General features: G+C 60.5%; 13 protein-coding genes and 1 pseudogene. 4 read left to right on the forward strand and 10 right to left on the reverse strand.

From position 1 onward, the window contains the following. Positions 1–28 precede the first annotated feature (28 nt). Positions 29–475, forward strand: a complete 447-nt coding sequence (locus AC0V2S_RS05165) for an excinuclease (RefSeq protein WP_475508800.1) — start codon at positions 29–31, stop codon at positions 473–475. Between the two features lie 66 nt (positions 476–541). Here AC0V2S_RS05165 and AC0V2S_RS05170 read toward each other — a convergent pair whose 3' ends face one another. Then, complete coding sequence (locus AC0V2S_RS05170; RefSeq protein WP_475508801.1) at positions 542–1,480, reverse strand: LysR family transcriptional regulator; 939 nt, start codon at positions 1,478–1,480, stop codon at positions 542–544. Between the two features lie 93 nt (positions 1,481–1,573). Here AC0V2S_RS05170 and AC0V2S_RS05175 point away from each other — a divergent pair, with 93 nt between their 5' ends. Continuing rightward, on the forward strand, positions 1,574–2,884 hold the full coding sequence (locus AC0V2S_RS05175; RefSeq protein ID WP_475508802.1) for an MFS transporter: 1,311 nt from the start codon (positions 1,574–1,576) through the stop codon (positions 2,882–2,884). Positions 2,885–3,613: 729 nt separating this feature from the next. Here the strand turns inward: AC0V2S_RS05175 and AC0V2S_RS05180 are convergent. The 3 genes and pseudogenes from AC0V2S_RS05180 to AC0V2S_RS05190 all read right to left on the reverse strand — a co-directional run bounded on the left by AC0V2S_RS05180 (position 3,614) and on the right by AC0V2S_RS05190 (position 7,944). After that, complete coding sequence (locus tag AC0V2S_RS05180; RefSeq protein ID WP_475508803.1) at positions 3,614–5,677, reverse strand: AsmA family protein; 2,064 nt, start codon at positions 5,675–5,677, stop codon at positions 3,614–3,616. An 84-nt stretch (positions 5,678–5,761) separates the two neighbouring features. Further along, positions 5,762–6,850 carry a fatty acid desaturase family protein gene (locus AC0V2S_RS05185; protein WP_475508804.1) on the reverse strand — a complete coding sequence of 363 codons (1,089 nt, stop codon included), beginning with the start codon at positions 6,848–6,850 and terminating at the stop codon, positions 5,762–5,764. Between the two features lie 9 nt (positions 6,851–6,859). After that, a pseudogene (locus AC0V2S_RS05190) lies at positions 6,860–7,944 on the reverse strand (flavin reductase family protein). Between the two features lie 171 nt (positions 7,945–8,115). Between AC0V2S_RS05190 and AC0V2S_RS05195 the strand changes: the two are divergent. Further along, positions 8,116–8,745, forward strand: coding sequence for a TetR family transcriptional regulator (locus tag AC0V2S_RS05195; RefSeq protein WP_475508805.1), 630 nt, complete (start codon positions 8,116–8,118; stop codon positions 8,743–8,745). 94 nt (positions 8,746–8,839) lie between these two features. Beyond that, the gene (locus AC0V2S_RS05200; protein WP_475508806.1) at positions 8,840–9,748 is read left to right on the forward strand and encodes a glycerophosphodiester phosphodiesterase family protein; all 909 of its coding nucleotides are present in this window, start codon (positions 8,840–8,842) and stop codon (positions 9,746–9,748) included. A 1,694-nt stretch (positions 9,749–11,442) separates the two neighbouring features. Here AC0V2S_RS05200 and lhpI read toward each other — a convergent pair. The 6 genes from lhpI to AC0V2S_RS05230 all read right to left on the reverse strand — a co-directional run bounded on the left by lhpI (position 11,443) and on the right by AC0V2S_RS05230 (position 17,635). Further along, positions 11,443–12,381, reverse strand: coding sequence for a bifunctional Delta(1)-pyrroline-2-carboxylate/Delta(1)-piperideine-2-carboxylate reductase (gene lhpI, locus AC0V2S_RS05205; protein ID WP_475508807.1), 939 nt, complete (start codon positions 12,379–12,381; stop codon positions 11,443–11,445). A gap of 167 nt (positions 12,382–12,548) precedes the next feature. Beyond that, positions 12,549–13,265 (reverse strand): ABC transporter ATP-binding protein, encoded by a 717-nt coding sequence (locus tag AC0V2S_RS05210; protein WP_475508808.1) that lies wholly within the window; start codon positions 13,263–13,265, stop codon positions 12,549–12,551. Continuing rightward, positions 13,262–14,101, reverse strand: coding sequence for an ABC transporter ATP-binding protein (locus AC0V2S_RS05215; protein WP_475508986.1), 840 nt, complete (start codon positions 14,099–14,101; stop codon positions 13,262–13,264). Before AC0V2S_RS05215 ends, AC0V2S_RS05210 begins: the two co-directional genes overlap by 4 nt. A gap of 32 nt (positions 14,102–14,133) precedes the next feature. Continuing rightward, on the reverse strand, positions 14,134–15,411 hold the full coding sequence (livM, locus tag AC0V2S_RS05220; RefSeq protein WP_475508809.1) for a high-affinity branched-chain amino acid ABC transporter permease LivM: 1,278 nt from the start codon (positions 15,409–15,411) through the stop codon (positions 14,134–14,136). 2 nt (positions 15,412–15,413) lie between these two features. Then, complete coding sequence (locus AC0V2S_RS05225) at positions 15,414–16,328, reverse strand: ABC transporter permease subunit (protein ID WP_108097860.1); 915 nt, start codon at positions 16,326–16,328, stop codon at positions 15,414–15,416. Positions 16,329–16,510: 182 nt separating this feature from the next. Continuing rightward, complete coding sequence (locus AC0V2S_RS05230; RefSeq protein WP_475508810.1) at positions 16,511–17,635, reverse strand: branched-chain amino acid ABC transporter substrate-binding protein; 1,125 nt, start codon at positions 17,633–17,635, stop codon at positions 16,511–16,513. Positions 17,636–17,862: the final 227 nt, after the last annotated feature.

The following is a 17,862-nucleotide window of genomic DNA, read 5'->3' on the forward strand; positions in this document are numbered from 1 at the left end:
ACACCCAACCGCCGTCAAGGAGACGACTATGCACTTGAAAAGCCTCACCGCCGCTGCAGCCCTGTTGCTGGCCACCATTCCCGGTATCAGCCAGGCGCGCGACACCGTCCACTACCTGCCGCTGGAAGCTGCAGTCGCCCAGGCGACCGCCGCTGGCAAGCTGGATGGCTCCGTGAAGTTCTACATGGCCGGCAAGAAGCCTGCGGGCAAAGTGAACGTGATCAACCCCCAGATCACCACCAGCCAGAAAACCAACGCCTTCGGCAAAAGCGACGAAGAAGCTTGCGCCTGGGCCATGCAATCGGCCGTGATCAAACTGGCCAACGCGGCCAAGGCAGCCGGCGCCAACGCGGTGATCGAGATCGCCAGCAACTACAAGGGCGTGGAATACAAGAACCCGGACAACTATGAGTGCCACGCTGGCGCGATCATGGCCGGTATTGCGCTGAAGGCGCAGTTGGCTTCGGTCAAGTAATACGCCCGAAAACAATCGAGGCTAAGGCCTCTTCCACAGGCGGCAACTGTTCCGGTGGGAGAGGCTTTAGCCTCGATGCTGTTGATCTTCTGCTGCCCCTCTGCCGGCTTGAAGTGCCGCCGCTTCCCGCGTTACCTGCTCCACAAACGCCAGCGCCAACGGCGCGCGCTGATCCTTGCGCACCACCAGCCACACCGCACTGGTCGCCCCCTCATCCAGCAGGGTGCGATACACCACGCCGTCCACCCGCGTACGGCGGAACGACGCCGGCAACATCGACACGCCCATCCCCGCAGCCACCAGGCCAATAATGGTCATCGCCTCGCTGGCCTCCTGGGCAATGCGCGGGCTAAAGCCTGCATTGCGCGCCAGACCGATCAACTGGTCGTAGAGGCCGGTGCCGTAACTGCGCGGAAAGAATACAAAGGGCTCGTCGGCCAGTGCCGCGATGGAAATTCCGTCTTCGTTTTCCTGCGCCAAGGGATGGTCCGCTCGCAGGACGGCCACCAGCGGATCGCGGAACAGCTCCACGGCCTTGATGTTGTCCGGCAGCGGAAAAGGCCGGATGACGCCGACCTGCACGGCCTCTTCCTGCAGTGATTCGATCACCTCCTTGCTGCTCATCTCCCGCAGGCTCAGGTGCACGTCCGGGTGGGTCTGGCGAAAGGCGAAAATGCTGCGCGGGATGGTCGAGGTAAACGGCGCCGAAGCGGTAAAACCCACATTCAGTTCGCCGATTTCGCCCTGCTGCGCGCGGCGGGCAATCTGCGTGGCCTTTTCCACCTGGGCGAGAATCTGCCGGGTTTCATCGAGAAACAGCCGCCCCGCTTCAGTGAGCTCTACACGGCGATTGGTGCGCTCGAACAGGCGCGCGCCAATCTCTTCTTCCAGCGCCTGAATCTGCTGACTCAACGGCGGCTGAGAGATGCCCAGTTGCTCAGCGGCGCGGCCGAAATGCAGCTCTTCGGCAACGGCGGCAAAGTAGCGCAGATGGCGCAATTCCATGGGCGGATTCTCCAGGCGATTAGGTCGTAGAACAGATCAATCAACACGAACAATATATTGGAGATAATAAACACCGCTCTCTATTCTTTGCACATGGCTTTTCCAGCAAGAACCCCCGAGGTCTGTGTGCGCCCTTCCGCTTCCCCCGCTCTGATCGACGCCGCCCGTGATGCGGCGGCCGATGTCGTCAGCACGGTTGAACAAACCGAAGCCTTTATCGAAAAAGGCACCCCGCAATTCGTGCGCACCTCACTGGCCCTGTTCGCCGGCGGCTTCGCCACCTTTGCCCTGCTGTACAGCGTGCAACCGTTGATGCCGGTGCTGTCGAAAGAATTCGACCTCAACGCCGCGCAGAGCAGCCTGGTGCTGTCGATCTCGACCATCATGATGGCCATCGGGCTGCTGATTACCGGGCCGATTTCCGACGCCTTGGGCCGCAAACAGATCATGGTGATTTCACTGCTCTCGGCGGCCCTGTTCACCCTGGCCAGCGCGTGCATGCCGACCTGGCATGGCGTGCTGCTGATGCGCGGCTTGCTCGGGCTGTCGCTAAGCGGGTTGGCGGCGGTGGGTATGACGTACCTGAGCGAAGAGATTCATCCGCGGTTTATAGGTCTTTCCATGGGCTTGTATATCGGCGGCAATGCCATTGGCGGAATGGCCGGGCGGTTGATTGCCGGGGTGCTGGTGGACTTCGTGAACTGGCGGGTGGCGATTGGCACGCTGGGGGTGATGTCGTTGCTGGGGGCGCTGTTGTTCTGGCGCATCCTGCCCGAGAGCAAACACTTTCGCGCGACGCCCTTGAACCTGAAAAACCTGATCGGCAACTACGGCCTGCACCTGCGTGACCAGGGGTTGCCGTGGCTGTTTCTGGAAGCGTTTTTGCTGATGGGGGCGTTTGTCACGCTGTTCAACTACATCGGCTATCGGCTGCTGGGTGAGCCGTACCACATGAGCCAGGCGGTGGTGGGGTTGTTGTCGGTGGTGTATCTCTCGGGCATTTACAGCTCGGCCTGGGTGGGCTCGCTGGCGGACAAGCTGGGGCGGCGCAAGGTGTTGTGGGCGGTGATTGTGTTGATGTTTGTGGGGTTGCTGCTGACGATGTTTGCGCAGGTGCCGTTGATTCTGGCTGGCATGCTGCTGTTTACCTTTGGGTTCTTTGGCGCGCATTCGGTGGCCAGTAGCTGGATTGGGCGGCGGGCTTTTGTTGCCAAAGGGCAGGCTTCTTCTATGTATTTGTTTTGCTACTACCTTGGGTCCAGTGTGGCGGGGACTTTGGGTGGGGTGTTCTGGCATCACTATGGGTGGTTGGGGGTTGGGGTGTTTATTGGGGCGCTGCTTATTGGGGCGTTGGGGGTTTCGGCGCGGTTGGCTCGGTTGCCGGTGTTGCCGGGGAACGTTTGAGTTTGGTTCTTTGGTGGGTCTGCTTTACCGCGTGTGCTGGGCGTTTTGTTTCGCGCCTTACGCGCGAGTTTCTTTTATCAGTCGCCATAAAAGAAACCAAAACGGCTTGCCCCTACCTGGGGTCGGCGCTGCGCTCCGACTTCCCTCGCTCCGTCGCTGCTCCAGGGGTCGGGCTGAGGGCCATCCATGGCCCCAGCCCTCTCCGCGGCTCCCGGCCGCTACGACCCCTTACGCAACGACTACGCTCGGCCTGGCGCTAAAGGGGCGGGCAAATCAAAAGCCAGATCAAATGCCCCTCTCCCCCGGCCCCTCTCCCGCACGCGGGCGAGGGGTGAAGTAGGGCGAAAAATCCACTCCGATTTGCCCCCTCTCCCGCTTGCGGGAGAGGGCTGGGGAGAGGGGCCGTTGATTGGCTGTTGATCTGGCTTTTGATCTTGATCTGCCCGCCCCTTGAGCGCCGGCCGAGTGGAATCGTTGTGGAGGGGGTTGAGCGGCAGGGAAGCCGCGAGAGGCACGATGGGCCAGGGACGGCCCGTCGTGGCGTGCCCCCGGAGCAGCGATGGAGCGAGGGGAGTTTTCACGCAGTGAAAACCCAAGGTGGGGGCTAGACCTTTTGGTTACTTTTAGGGCGATGCTAAAAGTGACTCGCGCGTAAGGCGCGAAACAAAACGCCCAGCGCACGCGGTAATGCAGAATGCCAAATCTGGAAAGAACGCGCCAAAGGCGCCACTACAACTTCCCTGCCTTCATCTTCTCCAACAACGGCGCACACTCATTCACCTGATCACCGCCCCCGCTCGGCACCACCAGAGCGACCAACCCGGCAACCGGCGCAACGATAGCCCCCAACGCCAACATCCCCGCCCCACGCGCCAACAGCGGCACCGTCTTCACCCCGGCATCCGGCTTCTTGAACGTCCCGCGCACATACAACGGCGAGCGCAGCGAAATAATCCGTACGCCCTTGGACTGCGGGTCAATCGTCATATCCAGCTGCTCGGTCTTGAAGTTCGCCGTGCCGTCGACATGAATCAACGCATTCTCGGTATCGAACACCACCAACCGCGTCGTCAGCAGCCCGTCCTTCACGCCCATATCGGCAGCGGCACAGTTGATCTTCACGTCCTTGTCGCCAAACAGTTTGCCGACCACGTAGTTGCCCACGTTCAACCCTGCCAACTCCATCAGCTCGCGGCTGACGGCGCCGTCGTTGATCAACATGCGCACATCGCCATTGGACGTGCCGAGCAACGCCGCCACCGAGTTGCCGGTACCGGCCAGATCTACATCGCCTTGCAACGCACCGAAGCTGGTTTGCATCGGTTCAAAGTTGGGGAACAGCTCTTTCAGTTTGAAATTACGCGCACTCAACTGCGCCCGGCCCTGCATGGGCGTGCGGCTGCCGTCGAGGCGGATGGTGGAGTTGAGTTGCCCACCAGCCACGCCAAAGCGCAGTGGGTCGAGACTCAGTTTGCCGTCGTCGAGTAGCACATGGGCGTTGAGGTCGCTGAAGGGCAGCTTCTCGCTGTGCACGATGCGCTTGCCGGTGAAGGTCACGTCGGCATCCATGTCGCGCCAGCGCTCGGTGCGGAATTCTTCCACCGGCAGCACCCTGTCGGTCGGCTGGTTGCTGGTGACGCCACGGGCTTTCTGGTCGGCCTTGGAGTCGGCGCCAATCAGCGGCGCCAGGTCGGCGAAGCGCACCTGGTTGGAGGTCAGCACGCCGGTCAGTTTGGGCCGTGGTTTTCCGGCCACGTAACTCAGGTCGCCATGGATATCACTGTCGCCAATCGAGCCGTTGAATTGCTCGTAGTGAAATTGCATGCCGGCCGGGTCACGCAGTTGGGCGCGCAAGTGGCCGTCGGTGGCGTAGGCAGGGGTATCGGGCAAGGTCACGCCGGTGAGCGGGTACAGATTGCCCAGGCTGGTGCCGGCCAATTGCAAACGCAGGTCCAGGGCGCCGAAGTTTTTCGGGTCGGTGAGCGTGCCCACCAGCGACACCTTGGTGGTGCCGATCTGCACATTGGCTTGCACCGGGAAGGGCTGGCGACTGTCTTGCAGCGCCAGCAGGCCGCCGACCTTGCCGTTACCGCTCAACGCCTGGCCTTTGTATTGGCCTTTGAGTTTCCAGCCGAACGCATAGTCCTGCGGTGCGGCGCCCTGCTCTGCGGCTTGATCGGCCTTGGGCTTGCCGGCGATTTCGGCGAAGGGTACCGGTTTGCCCAGCGGGTCGATCAGCAGTTCGACCTTCGTTTTCAGGCTCTGGTCGTCAACGTTCACCTGGCCCTTGTCGAAGCCGATGGTGCCGATATCCATCACCCACGGCGACTCCGATGGCGGCTCATTGGGGTCGCTGGGTTTCAGGGTGAAGGTCCAGTTATTGCGACCATCGGCCAGGCGTTCGAGACTGGCGGTGGGCTCGGTGAGGTCGATGCGCGGAATGGTGACAGTGTGAAAAAACAGTGGCAGCGGGGCGAGACGGAACTCGACTTTTTTCAGGCTGACCATCTGCGGTGCCTGTCCCCATTCGCTATTGGCCAGGGTGATGTCTTCGGCCACAAAACGCGGCCAGGGCAGCCAGGAGCGCCAGCCAGTCTCTTCCGGCGCGCGGGACCAGAGCACCGCCAGATTGCCGTTGATGGCGAACGGGCGGCCGAGCTGTTCGCTGACCTTTTCGTTGAGGGTCGGCTTCACCCGGTTCCAGTCAAAGGTGGCCACGACCACCAGCACAATCGCCACCAGGGCCAGGAAAATGGCCAGGCACCAAAGCACAATCTTACGGGCCAACGTCATCCACAACTCTCCATTGTCCACAGGCTTCGGCAACGGCCTGGTTTGGCGCTATAGAGTTATCGACTCAGTGGATGGCCAATTGATTCAACTTGCTGGCATCGGCTCCACCACATTGGGACGCCGGTACACCCAGATCCGCCGCATCACCGTACCGAACTGCGCAGCCAGCGAACCGCAGTTGTAAGTCTGCCCATAGCGCCGCGCGATCTCGCGCACTTCCACCGCCATCGCCGCATAACGGCGTGCCGGCAGGTCCGGGTAGAGGTGGTGTTCGATCTGGTGGCTGAGGTTGCCGCTGAGGATATGAAACAGCTTGCTGCCCCTGAGGTTGCTGGAGCCCTGCAGCTGGCGCAGGTACCAATGGCCACGGCTTTCATCGACCACAATCTCTTTAGGAAATACGGCCGCACGCTCGGTGAAGTGGCCGCAGAAGATGATCAGAAAGGTCCACAGATTGCGCAGCAAGTTGGCCACGGCATTGCCGGCCAATACGGCGAAAGCGTTGGCGCCAATCAGCAGCGCCAGCAGCGGGAAAAACAGGTAGTCCTTGAACCACTGCCGGCCGATCTTGGCGGTGAATACCTTGAGCAGCGGGCGCAGTTCGGCGCGGCTCATCTTGCCTTTGTAGACCTTGTCCAAGCGCAGGTGCTGCACCGCTACCGAGTACTGAAACAGCAGCGCCTGGATGGTTACCCACAGCGGCTGCCAACGGTAGAACGGCTTCCAGCGTTGCTCGGGAAACAGGCGCACCACGCCGTAGCCGATATCGTCGTCCATACCCAACACATTGGTGTAGGTGTGGTGGATATGGTTGTGGGTATGTCGCCAGAAATCCGAAGGGCCGGCGATATCCCATTCGTAGGTGCGGCCGCTGAATTCCGGGTCGTTCATCCAGTCGTACTGGCCGTGCATCACGTTATGGCCCAGCTCCATGTTTTCCAGAATCTTGCCCAGGCCGAGCAGCAGGGTGCCGAGCAGCCAGGTCGGTGGGAACCAGCCGAAGAACAGCAGGCCACGGCCGGCGAATGTAAACAGGCGGATGACGGTGCGCAGGCGGCGAATATAGCGGGCGTCCACCTCGCCCAGATCGGCGCGGGTGCGGCGGCCTAGGTCGTCAAGTTCGGCGGCGAAGCTTTGCAGTTCGGCAGGGGTTAGCTGGCGGTCAACTCGCATAAGGCTCTCCTAAATATCCACAACCACATCGCCCATCGGCACGCTCACGCACAGCCGAATGGCCTGGCCGGGCTCGCTGAGCAGTGCGCCGCTGCGCAAGTCGCGCACCACACCGCTGAGCAGCAGGCAGGTGCAGCTGGCGCAGATGCCCTGACGGCAGCCGTGGGCCGGGCGCAACCCGGCGGCTTCGGCTTGCTGTAACAGCGAGCGGGCGCTGTCGCCGAGCACTTCTTGCTGGGCGCGGGCAAAGCGCATCAGCAGGGGGCTATGGCCGGCTTCGCCATTCAGGGTCGGCGGGGAAAATGATTCGGCTTGAACGGGGGGGGTGCCGCCGCTGCTGCCCCACCACTCGCGCACGCTGGTGACAAACCCATAGGGGCCGCAGGTGAGCACTTCGGTGGCGCCGCTGCCGTGCACGTGTTCGGGGCAAACCGTCCCAACTGGCTGCTGAGCATCGGGCGCACCCGCAGGTTCTGGTATTGCTGCTGCAGCGCGTTGAGCTCGTCGGCAAAAGCTTGCTGGCCGGCGTCGTGCACGTAATGCAGCAATTCAACCGGGGCGCTGAAGCCTTTCTGCAGGGCGTTACGCAGCAGGCCGAGTAACGGCGTCAGGCCGCTGCCAGCGGCCAACAACAGCACCGATTCAGCCTGGTGCGGCCAGTGCAATTCACCGAACGGTTCGCCGATTTCCAGCACAGCCCCCACGGCCAGGTAATCCAGCAAGCGATTGGACAGACGTCCGCCGGCATGACGCTTGATGGCAATTTCCACACTGCCATCGGCATTCAGCGCCGTAAGGCTGTAGCTGCGGCTGAGGCGCACGCCGGCCACTTCCACATACGCCTGGATATGTTGCCCAGGCTCGGCGCCGCGCCAGTTGCCGTTGGGCTTGAGGGTCAGGGCCAGCATATCGTCCGCTACCCAGCGGCGGGCCTGCAGGCGGGCGAACACCCGGTTCAGCCGCCAGGCCGGGTGCAGCACGGCCAACACCGCGTCGACACTGGCCTCGCGCAGCCAGCCACGGGCCACCAGCACACGCAGCGGCGCTAGCCAGCGCGCACTGCGGCGCACCAGCGCAAAAGGGATAAAGGTCATGGAGCGCACCTGGGGAATGTCACATTGGGTGAACAACTGTTCACCAAACTGCCAGAGCCACCCGTTTCAGTCAACACTCGTTCACTGAACCAAGGTTTAGCACGAGTTCGACGCCCACCAAATGCTTTTGCTAGAGTGCGCGGCACACCAACGCAGGGAACCGCGCCACGCATGTCACCTCGTGCCGAACAGAAGCAGCAGACGCGCCAGGCATTACTCGATGCCGCGCGGTATCTGATGGAAAGCGGCCGTGGGTTTGGCAGCCTGAGCCTGCGTGAGGTCACCCGCCACGCAGGCATCGTGCCCACCGGTTTCTATCGCCACTTCACCGACATGGATGAACTGGGCCTGGCCCTGGTAACCGAAGTGGGCGAAACCTTTCGCGAAGCCATTCGCCAGGTGCGCCACAACGAAATGCAGATGGGTGGCGTGATCGACGCTTCGGTGCGCATCTTCCTCACCAATGTCTCCGCCAACCGTTCGCAGTTTCTGTTTCTCGCCCGTGAGCAGTACGGCGGCTCCAAAGTCGTGCGTCAGGCCATCGGGGCACTGCGCGAAGGCATTACCGCCGACCTGGTGAGCGACCTGGGCCATATGCCCAAGCTGCCGCACCTGGATGTGGCCGCTCAAGCGGTGATTGCCGACCTGGTGGTGAAAACCGTGTTTGCCACCCTGCCCGAGCTGATCGACCCGCTAGCCGTTGAGCTGCCCGAACACCTCACCCCGCAAGCCAAGATGACGCAGCAGCTGCGCTTTATCTTCATCGGCTCCAAGCATTGGCAAGGGTTGGGTAGCGTCTAAGCGCCACGGTGCACAAGAGCCGTCGCTGTCACGGTTTTGCTGGCACACCTTTGGCATAGTCGCAGCACGCCCCTTTCAGGTTTGGATGCTTGCCATGTTGCGTGTCGCTCGTTTTCTCCTTGCGCCGGTATTACTGCTGGCCATCGCCCTTGGCGTGTTGCTGCTGACGAGCAAACCGGCCATTCCGCCGATTGCCTTGACCAGCCTGGGCAGCGCGCCCCTGGTGATCGCCCATCGCGGCGGCATGGGCTTGTGGCCGGAAAACACCCTGTTCGCCTTCGAGCGCGCCGCCGCGCTGGATGTGGATATGTTGGAAATGGACCTGCGCCGCACCCGCGACGGGAAGCTCGCCGTAATCCATGACGCCGATGTGGCGCGCACCAGCAATGGCAGCGGCCTGGTCGCCAACCTGGACCTTGCCCAATTGCAGCAGCTGGACGCCGGCTACCAATGGACCGCCGACGGCGGCGAAAGCTATCCCTATCGCAATCAAGGCATTCGCATTCCGGCATTTGCCGAGGTACTGGCGCAGTACCCGCATATCGCCAAGTCGATCGAAATCAAAGACGCCGATCCCGCCGCCGCCGAGCAACTGTGCCAATTGCTCACCGCCGCCAATCAACTGCAGCGCACCGTGGTCAGCAGTTTCCACGAGCCCAGCCTGCAAGCCTTCCGTGAGCACTGCCCCACCGTAGCTACCGGGGCCGGCCCCACGTCCGCCAAGTTGTTGGTGGTGTTGCACTGGCTGGGGTTGGAGCGGCTGTTGTCGCCGTCTTACCAAGTGCTGGCCGTGCCCGAGAAACGCGGGCCGATGGTGGTGGATGCGAGCCTTATTCAAGACGCGCAGGAACGCGGCCTCACCGTGCACCTGTGGACAATCAACGAGCAACCCGCCATGCGCCATCTGCTCGACATCGGCGCTCAGGGGCTAATTACCGATTACCCCGACCGCGCCCTGCAATTGCTCGGTCGCTCGACTGTTTTGGGCGCCAATCAGCCCTGAATACCTCGCCGGACGCGGTTCTGGGTACAAAACGTACAGTTTTCCCCAAGGCCCGCCAGGATAGGTTCACGGGTAGTCATCCACAGGTTATGCCGACCTTTCCCACAGCTCCGTCCACAAGCACACGGGATAACTTCTTGATCGCCCGGCAACTTACGGCGCTAACTCGCTGAAAAGCCTGGAATATCGATTGACGATGGCTGTGCATAAGTGCCGTAACGGGCACGCACGGTTAATTGATCAATTACCGTACGAATTTCGCCAGGCCACGGGCCACGCGGCTCCTGAGTAGTACTCCCAGCGTTATCCACAACTCTGCCCACAGAGTTTGGGGGCAAGTGTGTACAAGGCCGCCCCCTGTGGATCTGCGCACCTGGATCCCAGCCTGCGCTGGGACGACGGAGGTTTTCGCACCTTCCACCGTCATCCCTGCGCAGGCTGGGATCCAGAATCTCGAGAAACCACAACGCTCTTGCACGAGCAAACAACGCGCTCTAAAAAGTTCACGGCAACGACCCACAGCTTACGCCCACCTTATCCACAGTTTGATCCACAGGCCGTTTGGATAACTTATCAACCGGTCAAGAAAACGGTCACTAACCGGCTGAAAAACCTCGAATATCGTTTGACCCCGGCTGTGCATAAGTGCCCCTCCCGGCTTTTATTCCCACCTGCTCAATTCCTGTACGATTTCGCGCACACCTAGTGCTGCAAGGCTCCCGCCAAGTACTCCCACCGTTATCCACAACTCTACCCACAGACTTTGGGGGCAACTGGGTAAAAATGCGGCTATGCCCGCGTGGAAAGTGAATAACTCACTGTTTTAATGCGATAAAGGACGTCTGGTTAAAAAACACACGGTTTGCGCCAGGCCCCGTCAATTGGGGCTCCTTGCCACCTTTACCCACCTTATCCACAGAACGCCCCACAGCTTTTGGGGACAGTTGCACAGAGCCCCGGTGGAAAACTGTGGATACACAGCCGAAAAACCCTTGCTTTTGCGGCGTGTTTTACCCTGATATGCACAGGCGGCCCAAAACCACTGGTTATATCCACAGGCCGCTAGTTTTTCCGTCGAGCTACTGCACAAATGGCCTGGAAGCCAGGTAATTCGCTGATTTGCGAGCAAAAAATCTATTGGTCAAAAAACCTACAGATTTCGCCAGGCCACGGATTTACGGGCTCAAACGCACCTTTCCCCATTTTGCCCACAGAACTATCCACAGGTTTTGGGGACAGTTTTTCCACAGCCCGGAGATGTGGGCAAAACCGGGGGCGATACACAAGGTTTTTCTGCTTACATCCACAGCAAATTTTGTTTTATGGGGAAAACACCGCGCACGGTGGAAAACCCTTGTGTGGAGGGCACGTGTGTGCCGCTAGGCGGGGTTCAAGGGGATTGGTCGTTTACTGCGCAATGCGCTGAACAGCGCGTGTTTGCTGGGGCCTGGCGATTGCTCCCGCGCTTATCCACAACACTACCCACAGTTGTTGGGGGCAACTTGTGGGTTTAACCCCGCATGGCGGCCTTACAGGCGCAAAGGGCTGCCAAGGCGTTGTTTTAACGTTGAAATCAACGCAAAAACAGCGCCTGTACAAAAAACCTACAGTTTTCTACAGGGCCCGTGAATAGCGGCTCAATCCTACCTTTGCCCACCTTACCCACAGATTGCCCCACAGCTTTTGGGGACAGTTCAGGCCTGTGGATGCTGAGCCAACAAGGCCCGTGCAGCGATGAGGTCTTCGAGTGCGAAACCGACCGATTTAAACAGGGTAATTTCCTGCTCGTCGGCCCGTTGGCCCCGACCGTTGAGTAAGTCCTTGAGCTCGGTGTTCAACGCCTGCTCGCTGATCACCCCATCAGCAATGGCGAACAGCAAATCGCCGGCTTCGTGCAACGCGCCATCGCGGGTATCCACAACAATGCGCGCTCGCGCCACCGCCGCCGAGTCGGTTTCACGCATGCTCGGCAGAAAGGCGCCCACCAGATCCAGGTGCGTGCCGGGTTGCAGCCAGGCGCCCAGCACCAGCGGTTCGCGCGAGGTGGTGATGCAGGTGATGCTGTCGGCCTGCTGAACGCTCGTTTGCAGATCACTGCTCGCGCTTACCGGGAAGCCCTCGGTCTGCAGCTGGGCCACTAGTGGAGAGAGTTTCTCAGGGCTACGGGCCCAGATCTGAATCTCCCGGTACGGCCGCACGCAGCAATGGGCCCGCACCATATGCGCAGCCAGGGTGCCGCCCCCCACAATCAGCAGCCGCTCGGCGTCGTGGCGCACCAGATAGTCGGCCGCCAGAGCCGAGGTGCAGGCGGTGCGCCGTGCGGTCATCTCCGAGGCCTCCAGCAGTGCCAGCGGCTGACCGGTTTCATCATCGAACAGGGTGAACACCGCCGCCACCGAGGGCAGTTGGCGGGCGCTGTTGTGGGGGAATACGGTAACCAACTTCACACCGATGCCTTGGCCCTTCTGCCACACAGGCATATGCAGCAGGCTGGCGTCGTGCGGCAGGTCGTGGCAACCGCGCACAGGGGCTTCACAGGCAGCGGCCAGGCCGGTGCGCAGGGCTTCGATCAGGGGGGCGTAATCCAGCGCGCGAGCGACGTCGGCGTTGGTGAAAAAACGCAAGGTGTTCATGGTTGGTGTGCTCCAGCTGCCCTCGCATGGGCGCTAAGAGCTCGCGGCTGAAGCCGCTCCTACAAGGGGCCGAGAGACCTGTAGGAGCGGTTTCAGCCGCGATGAACGCGACGCTGCATCGGGACAGTATCGAAATTCAAAAGACGCGCCCCCGAGGGGGTACGTGATCAGTGCCCGCCCAGATAGGCGTTACGCACTTCCTCATTACCCAGCAGTTCCTGGCCGGTGCCGGTCATGCGGATTTCGCCGTTGACCATCACGTACCCACGGTCCGACAAGCGCAGCGCGTGGTTGGCGTTCTGCTCCACCAGAAAGATGGTCATGCCGGTTTTCGCCAGCTCCTTGAGGGTGGAGAAAATATGTTTCACCACAATCGGCGCCAGGCCCAGGCTCGGTTCATCCAGCAGCAGCAACTTCGGCCGGCTCATCAACGCACGGGCGATGGCGAGCATTTGCTGCTCGCCGCCGGACATGGTCATGGCCCGCTGATTACGCCGCTCCAGCAAGCGCGGAAACAGCTCGAACATGCGCTGCATGTCTTCGTCTGCGTACTTGGCGCCAATCGGGATGGTGCCCATCAACAGGTTCTCTTCGACGCTCATATCGGGGAACACCCGGCGGCCTTCCGGCGACTGGGCGATGCCGTTGGAGGCGACGAAGTGCGAGCTCTTGTTGGTGATGTCGATGCCGTTGTAAACGATGCTGCCGCCACCGGCGCGCGGCTGGCCGAAGATCGACATCAGCAGCGTGGATTTACCCGCACCGTTGGCGCCGATCAGGCTCACCGTTTCACCTTCGTTGATATGCAGGTTGACCTTTTTCAGGGCCTGGATGGGCCCGTAGAACACGTCGACGTCTTTGAATTCGAGGATCGGCTTACTCATGCCACTTCCTCTTCGTCAGCGCCCAGGTAGGCAGCAATCACTTTCGGGTTATTGCGGATTTCTTCCGGGTTGCCCTCGGCAATCAGCGCGCCGTGGTCGAGCACGATGATGTGATCGGAAATGCTCATAACCATGCCCATGTCGTGTTCGATCAGTAGAACGGTGATTTGGTGTTCTTCGCGCAGGCGCCGAATGATGCCGCTCAGGGCTTCGGTTTCAGCCGGGTTGAGACCTGCTGCCGGTTCGTCGAGGCAGATGATTTCCGGGCGCGTACACATGGCACGCGCGATCTCCAGGCGGCGCTGCTGGCCGTAGGAAAGCTCACCGGCCAGGCGGTTGGCGCAGTCCACCAGGTCGACCACTTCCAGCCAGTAGAACGCGGTATCCAGGGCTTTTTCTTCGGCACGGCGGTAGCCGGGCAGGTTGAGAATGCCGGCGAGCATGCTGCGGTTGACCCACATGTGTTGGGCCACCAGCAGGTTTTCCACCACCGACATTTCCTTGAACAGGCGAATGTTCTGGAAGGTCCGGGCCAGGCCCGCACGGTTTACCAGGTGGGTGCCGCCGAACATCTTGTAGAACAGGCGATTGAAAAACTTGGGCGGCGACACGAAGTCGGTGACTTCGAAGGGTTCGCCCATGATCTTGCCGACGCTGGTGAGCTTGGCCTGGGCGTCCAGGGTGATGTCACCGTCGGTAGCTTTGTAGAAGCCGGTCAGGCAGTTGAACACGGTGGTTTTGCCGGCGCCGTTTGGGCCGATCAGCGCCGAAATCGAGCCGCGCTGAATATTGAAGCTCACATCGTTCAGGGCCTTGATGCCGCCGAACTGCATCATCAGATGCTCGACCGAGAGAATGACGTCGTTGCTCACGGCTTCACTCCTTTACGAATCGCGTAACCGTTGCGGCTGATACGTACCAGGCCGCGCGGACGCCAGATCATCATCAGCACCATCAGGATGCCGAACATCAATACCCGGTACTCGGCGAAGCTGCGCAGAAGCTCTGGCGCCACGGTGAGTACGAAGGCGGCAATCACCACGCCCACGGTCGAACCGAGGCCGCCGAGCACGATGATCGCGAGGATCAGCGCCGACTCGAAGAAGGTGAACGACGAGGGGTCGATAAAGCCCTGTTTGGTAGCGAAGAACACCCCGGCCAGGCCGGCGGTTGAGGCGCCGATCATAAAGGCCGACAGCTTCACCAACACGTGGTTGAGGCCCATGGCGCGACAGGCGATTTCGTCTTCGCGCAGCGCTTCCCAGGCACGCCCGACGGGCATATGGGTGAGGCGGTGTTTTACGTAAAGCACGGCCATTACGACGATGAACAACACCACGAACGTGAAGATCAGTTCGGCGTTGGGGTTATAGGCCACGCCCAGCCATTCGTGAACGGGAACGCCGCCCTCTTTGGCGCGCTTGCCGAACTCCAGGCCAAACAGGGTTGGGCCGGGAATTGGAATGCCGTTGGGGCCGTTGGTGAGCGACACCCAGTTGTTCAGCACCAGACGAATGATTTCACCGAAACCGAGGGTAACGATGGCCAGGTAATCGCCGTGCATCCTGAGCACCGGAAACCCCAGTAACGCCCCGGCAAATGCGGCCAGCAGCATCGACAAAGGAAGCATCGCCCAGAAGCCCAGGCCCAGGTATTCGTAGCCCAGGCCAAGGCCATAAGCGCCGATGGCGTAGAAGCCGACAAAGCCCAAGTCAAGCAGGCCAGCCAGGCCCACCACGATGTTCAGGCCCAGGCCCAGCAACACGTAGATGAGGCCGAGAATGACCACCGACAGCAGGTATTTGTTGGCGAAAAACGGGAAACAGATCGCCAGCAGAATCAGCACAGGAATCACAAAGCGCAGGGCCGACTTGTGGCCGGCCGGCAGCACGTGCACGCCGCTGTCTTTGCTTTGCATGGAATGGGCAATTTTTTGCCCTTGAGCGGTTTGCAGGAACAGGCTCAGGCAGAAGCGCCCAGCCATCACGATGCCGACCAGAATGGCCAAGCGTTGCGGGTGCAGATCGAAGCTATAGCCCTGCAGCACGATGCCGACGATGGGGCCGAAAACGATCAGGGAAATAAGGCCAGCGAGAACGGTGTCGATCAGGCAGCGCTTGATATCAATAGAGTTGCTTGCCGACATGCTTACACCTTCGCCACATGGGGTTTACCCATGAGCCCTTGCGGTCGAAAAATCAGGATCATTACCAGCAGGGAAAACGAGAACACGTCCTTGAAGTCCGAGTTCACCAGGCCTGCAAACTGCGCCTCGGCCACGCCGAGAATCAAACCGCCGAGCATGGCGCCGGGCAGCGAGCCGATGCCACCGAGTACGGCTGCAGTGAAGGCTTTGATGCCGATGATGAAGCCGGCGTAGAAGTCGAAGGTGCCGTAGTTCATGGTGATCAACATGCCGGCCAGGGCGGCCATACAGGCGCCGATGACAAACACGTAGGAGATCACGCGGTCGGTGTTGATGCCGAGGATCGACGCCATCTTGCGGTCTTGCTGGGTGGCGCGGCACATACGGCCGAGCTTGGTGTTCTGGATGATGTAGGTGAGAACACCCATGCCCACCAGCGACACGATGATGATGAAGAGCTTGGTGTAGGTCAGCTGCACGTAGCCGGTGCCCACATGAAACTTGATCACCCCTTCCAATAGGGTGGGTACGCCTTGCTGACGCGCGCCTTGGGAAACCTGCACGTAGTTCTGCAGGATCAGCGACATGCCGATGGCGGAAATCAGCGGGGCCAGGCGCGTGGAATTACGCAGTGGCTTGTAGGCGATGCGTTCGATGGTCCAGCCGTACACGCCCGTCACCACAATGGTGAAGATCAGCGTGCCGAGGATCAGGAACGGAAACGATTCGAGACCGAAAAAGGTCAGTACCGCGAGGCCGATGGCCGTGAGGTAGGCAGAGACCATATACACATCGCCGTGGGCGAAGTTGATCATGCCGATGATGCCGTAAACCATGGTGTAGCCGATGGCAATCAGTCCGTAGACCGATCCCAGGGTCAACCCGTTGATCAGTTGTTGCAGGAAAATACCGTCCATTGACGCAGTCTCGTCTGTTGGGGTCAGGGCCTTGGGGTTCGGCCTGCCGCCTCTAGTGATAGACGGGTACTGCTAGATACAAACGCTACCATCGGCAGCGTATGCAATCGAACGCCAGCAGTGCCCAGAAGCACTAATCGCCCAGGTACGGGTAGTACCTGAGCGATTAGCCGAGCTAGTTCTTACTGCTGGTGGTATTTGCCTTTGTCATCCCACTCGTACATGACGTAGTCGGAGACTTTCAGGTCGCCTTTCTTGTCCCACTCTTTGACGCCCATAACGGTTTTCACCGGGTTGGACTTCAGCCAGGCGCTGGCCTTGGCGCCGTCGGTGCCTTTGATGCCGGTGAAGGCGGCGGCAACGGATTGCACGGCTGCGTAGGAGTACAGGGTGTAGCCTTCCGGCTCGTAACCGCTGGCGCGGAATTTCTCGATGACTGGCTTGCCGTCAGCGATGTTGCGCGGGTCGGCGCCGAAGGTCATCAGCACGCCTTTGGTGTATTGCGCACCGCCTGCGGTGGTCACCAGTTCGTCGGTCACGATGCCGTCACCGGAGATGAACAGGGCAGTCGAACCTTGTTCGCGCAACTGACGGACCAGAGGACCGGCTTCAGCGTGCAGGCCACCGAAGTACACGACTTCAGCACCAGCCGAACGGATTTTGGTAACCAGGGCGTTGAAGTCTTTCTCGCCACGGGTCAGGCCTTCGTACAGCACTTCTTTCACGCCACGCTTGTTCAGCTCAGCTTTGGTGGCGTCTGCCAGGCCTTGGCCGTAGGTGTCTTTGTCGTGAATGATCGCAACCTTGGTCTTTTTCAGCTTGTCGACGATGTAGTCGCCAGCCACCACGCCTTGCTGGTCGTCACGGCCGCAGATACGGAACTCGCCGGTAAGGCCGCGCTCGGTAACAGTCGGGTTGGTGGAGGCTGGAGTAATGGAGATGATGCCGGCTTCGTCGTAAACCTCGGAAGCGGGGATGGTCGACGAGGAGCAGAAGTGGCCGATGACGGCGACTGCTTTGTCCGAGTCCACCAGACGGTTGGCTACGGCTACGGCCTGTTTCGGCTCGCAGGCGTCGTCGCCTTTAACCAGTTTGATTTGCTCACCGTTGATACCGCCTGCGGCGTTGATATCGGCGGCGGCCTGTTCAGCGCCCTTCCACAGCTGCTCACCAAAGGCAGCATTACCACCGGTCATTGGACCGGCTACGCCGATAACGACATCGGCAAAGGCTACGGAAGTCAGGCTCATAGCACTGGCAACCGCGAACGCCAGAATACCTTTCTTAAAAGTTTTCTTGTGAGGCATGGAGTTTTGCTCCTGAGGGGTTATGTGAAGGCACAGAGCCTTGAGCAAGCCGCGTGCCACACACTTTTGAACTGCCGAAAAAACTTTGAATGGAGTTACAGGCGGTTTCGAAAGGCCCTAAATCGCACAGGTGCAACCCCGCAAAACAGCAAGGTGCAACCTTTCGCGAAAATAAAGAGCAACCTAACGATCAGGCAATAGCAACCAGCCACCCCAATCAGGGCAAC

This window comes from Pseudomonas sp. CC11G (assembly GCF_056174845.1).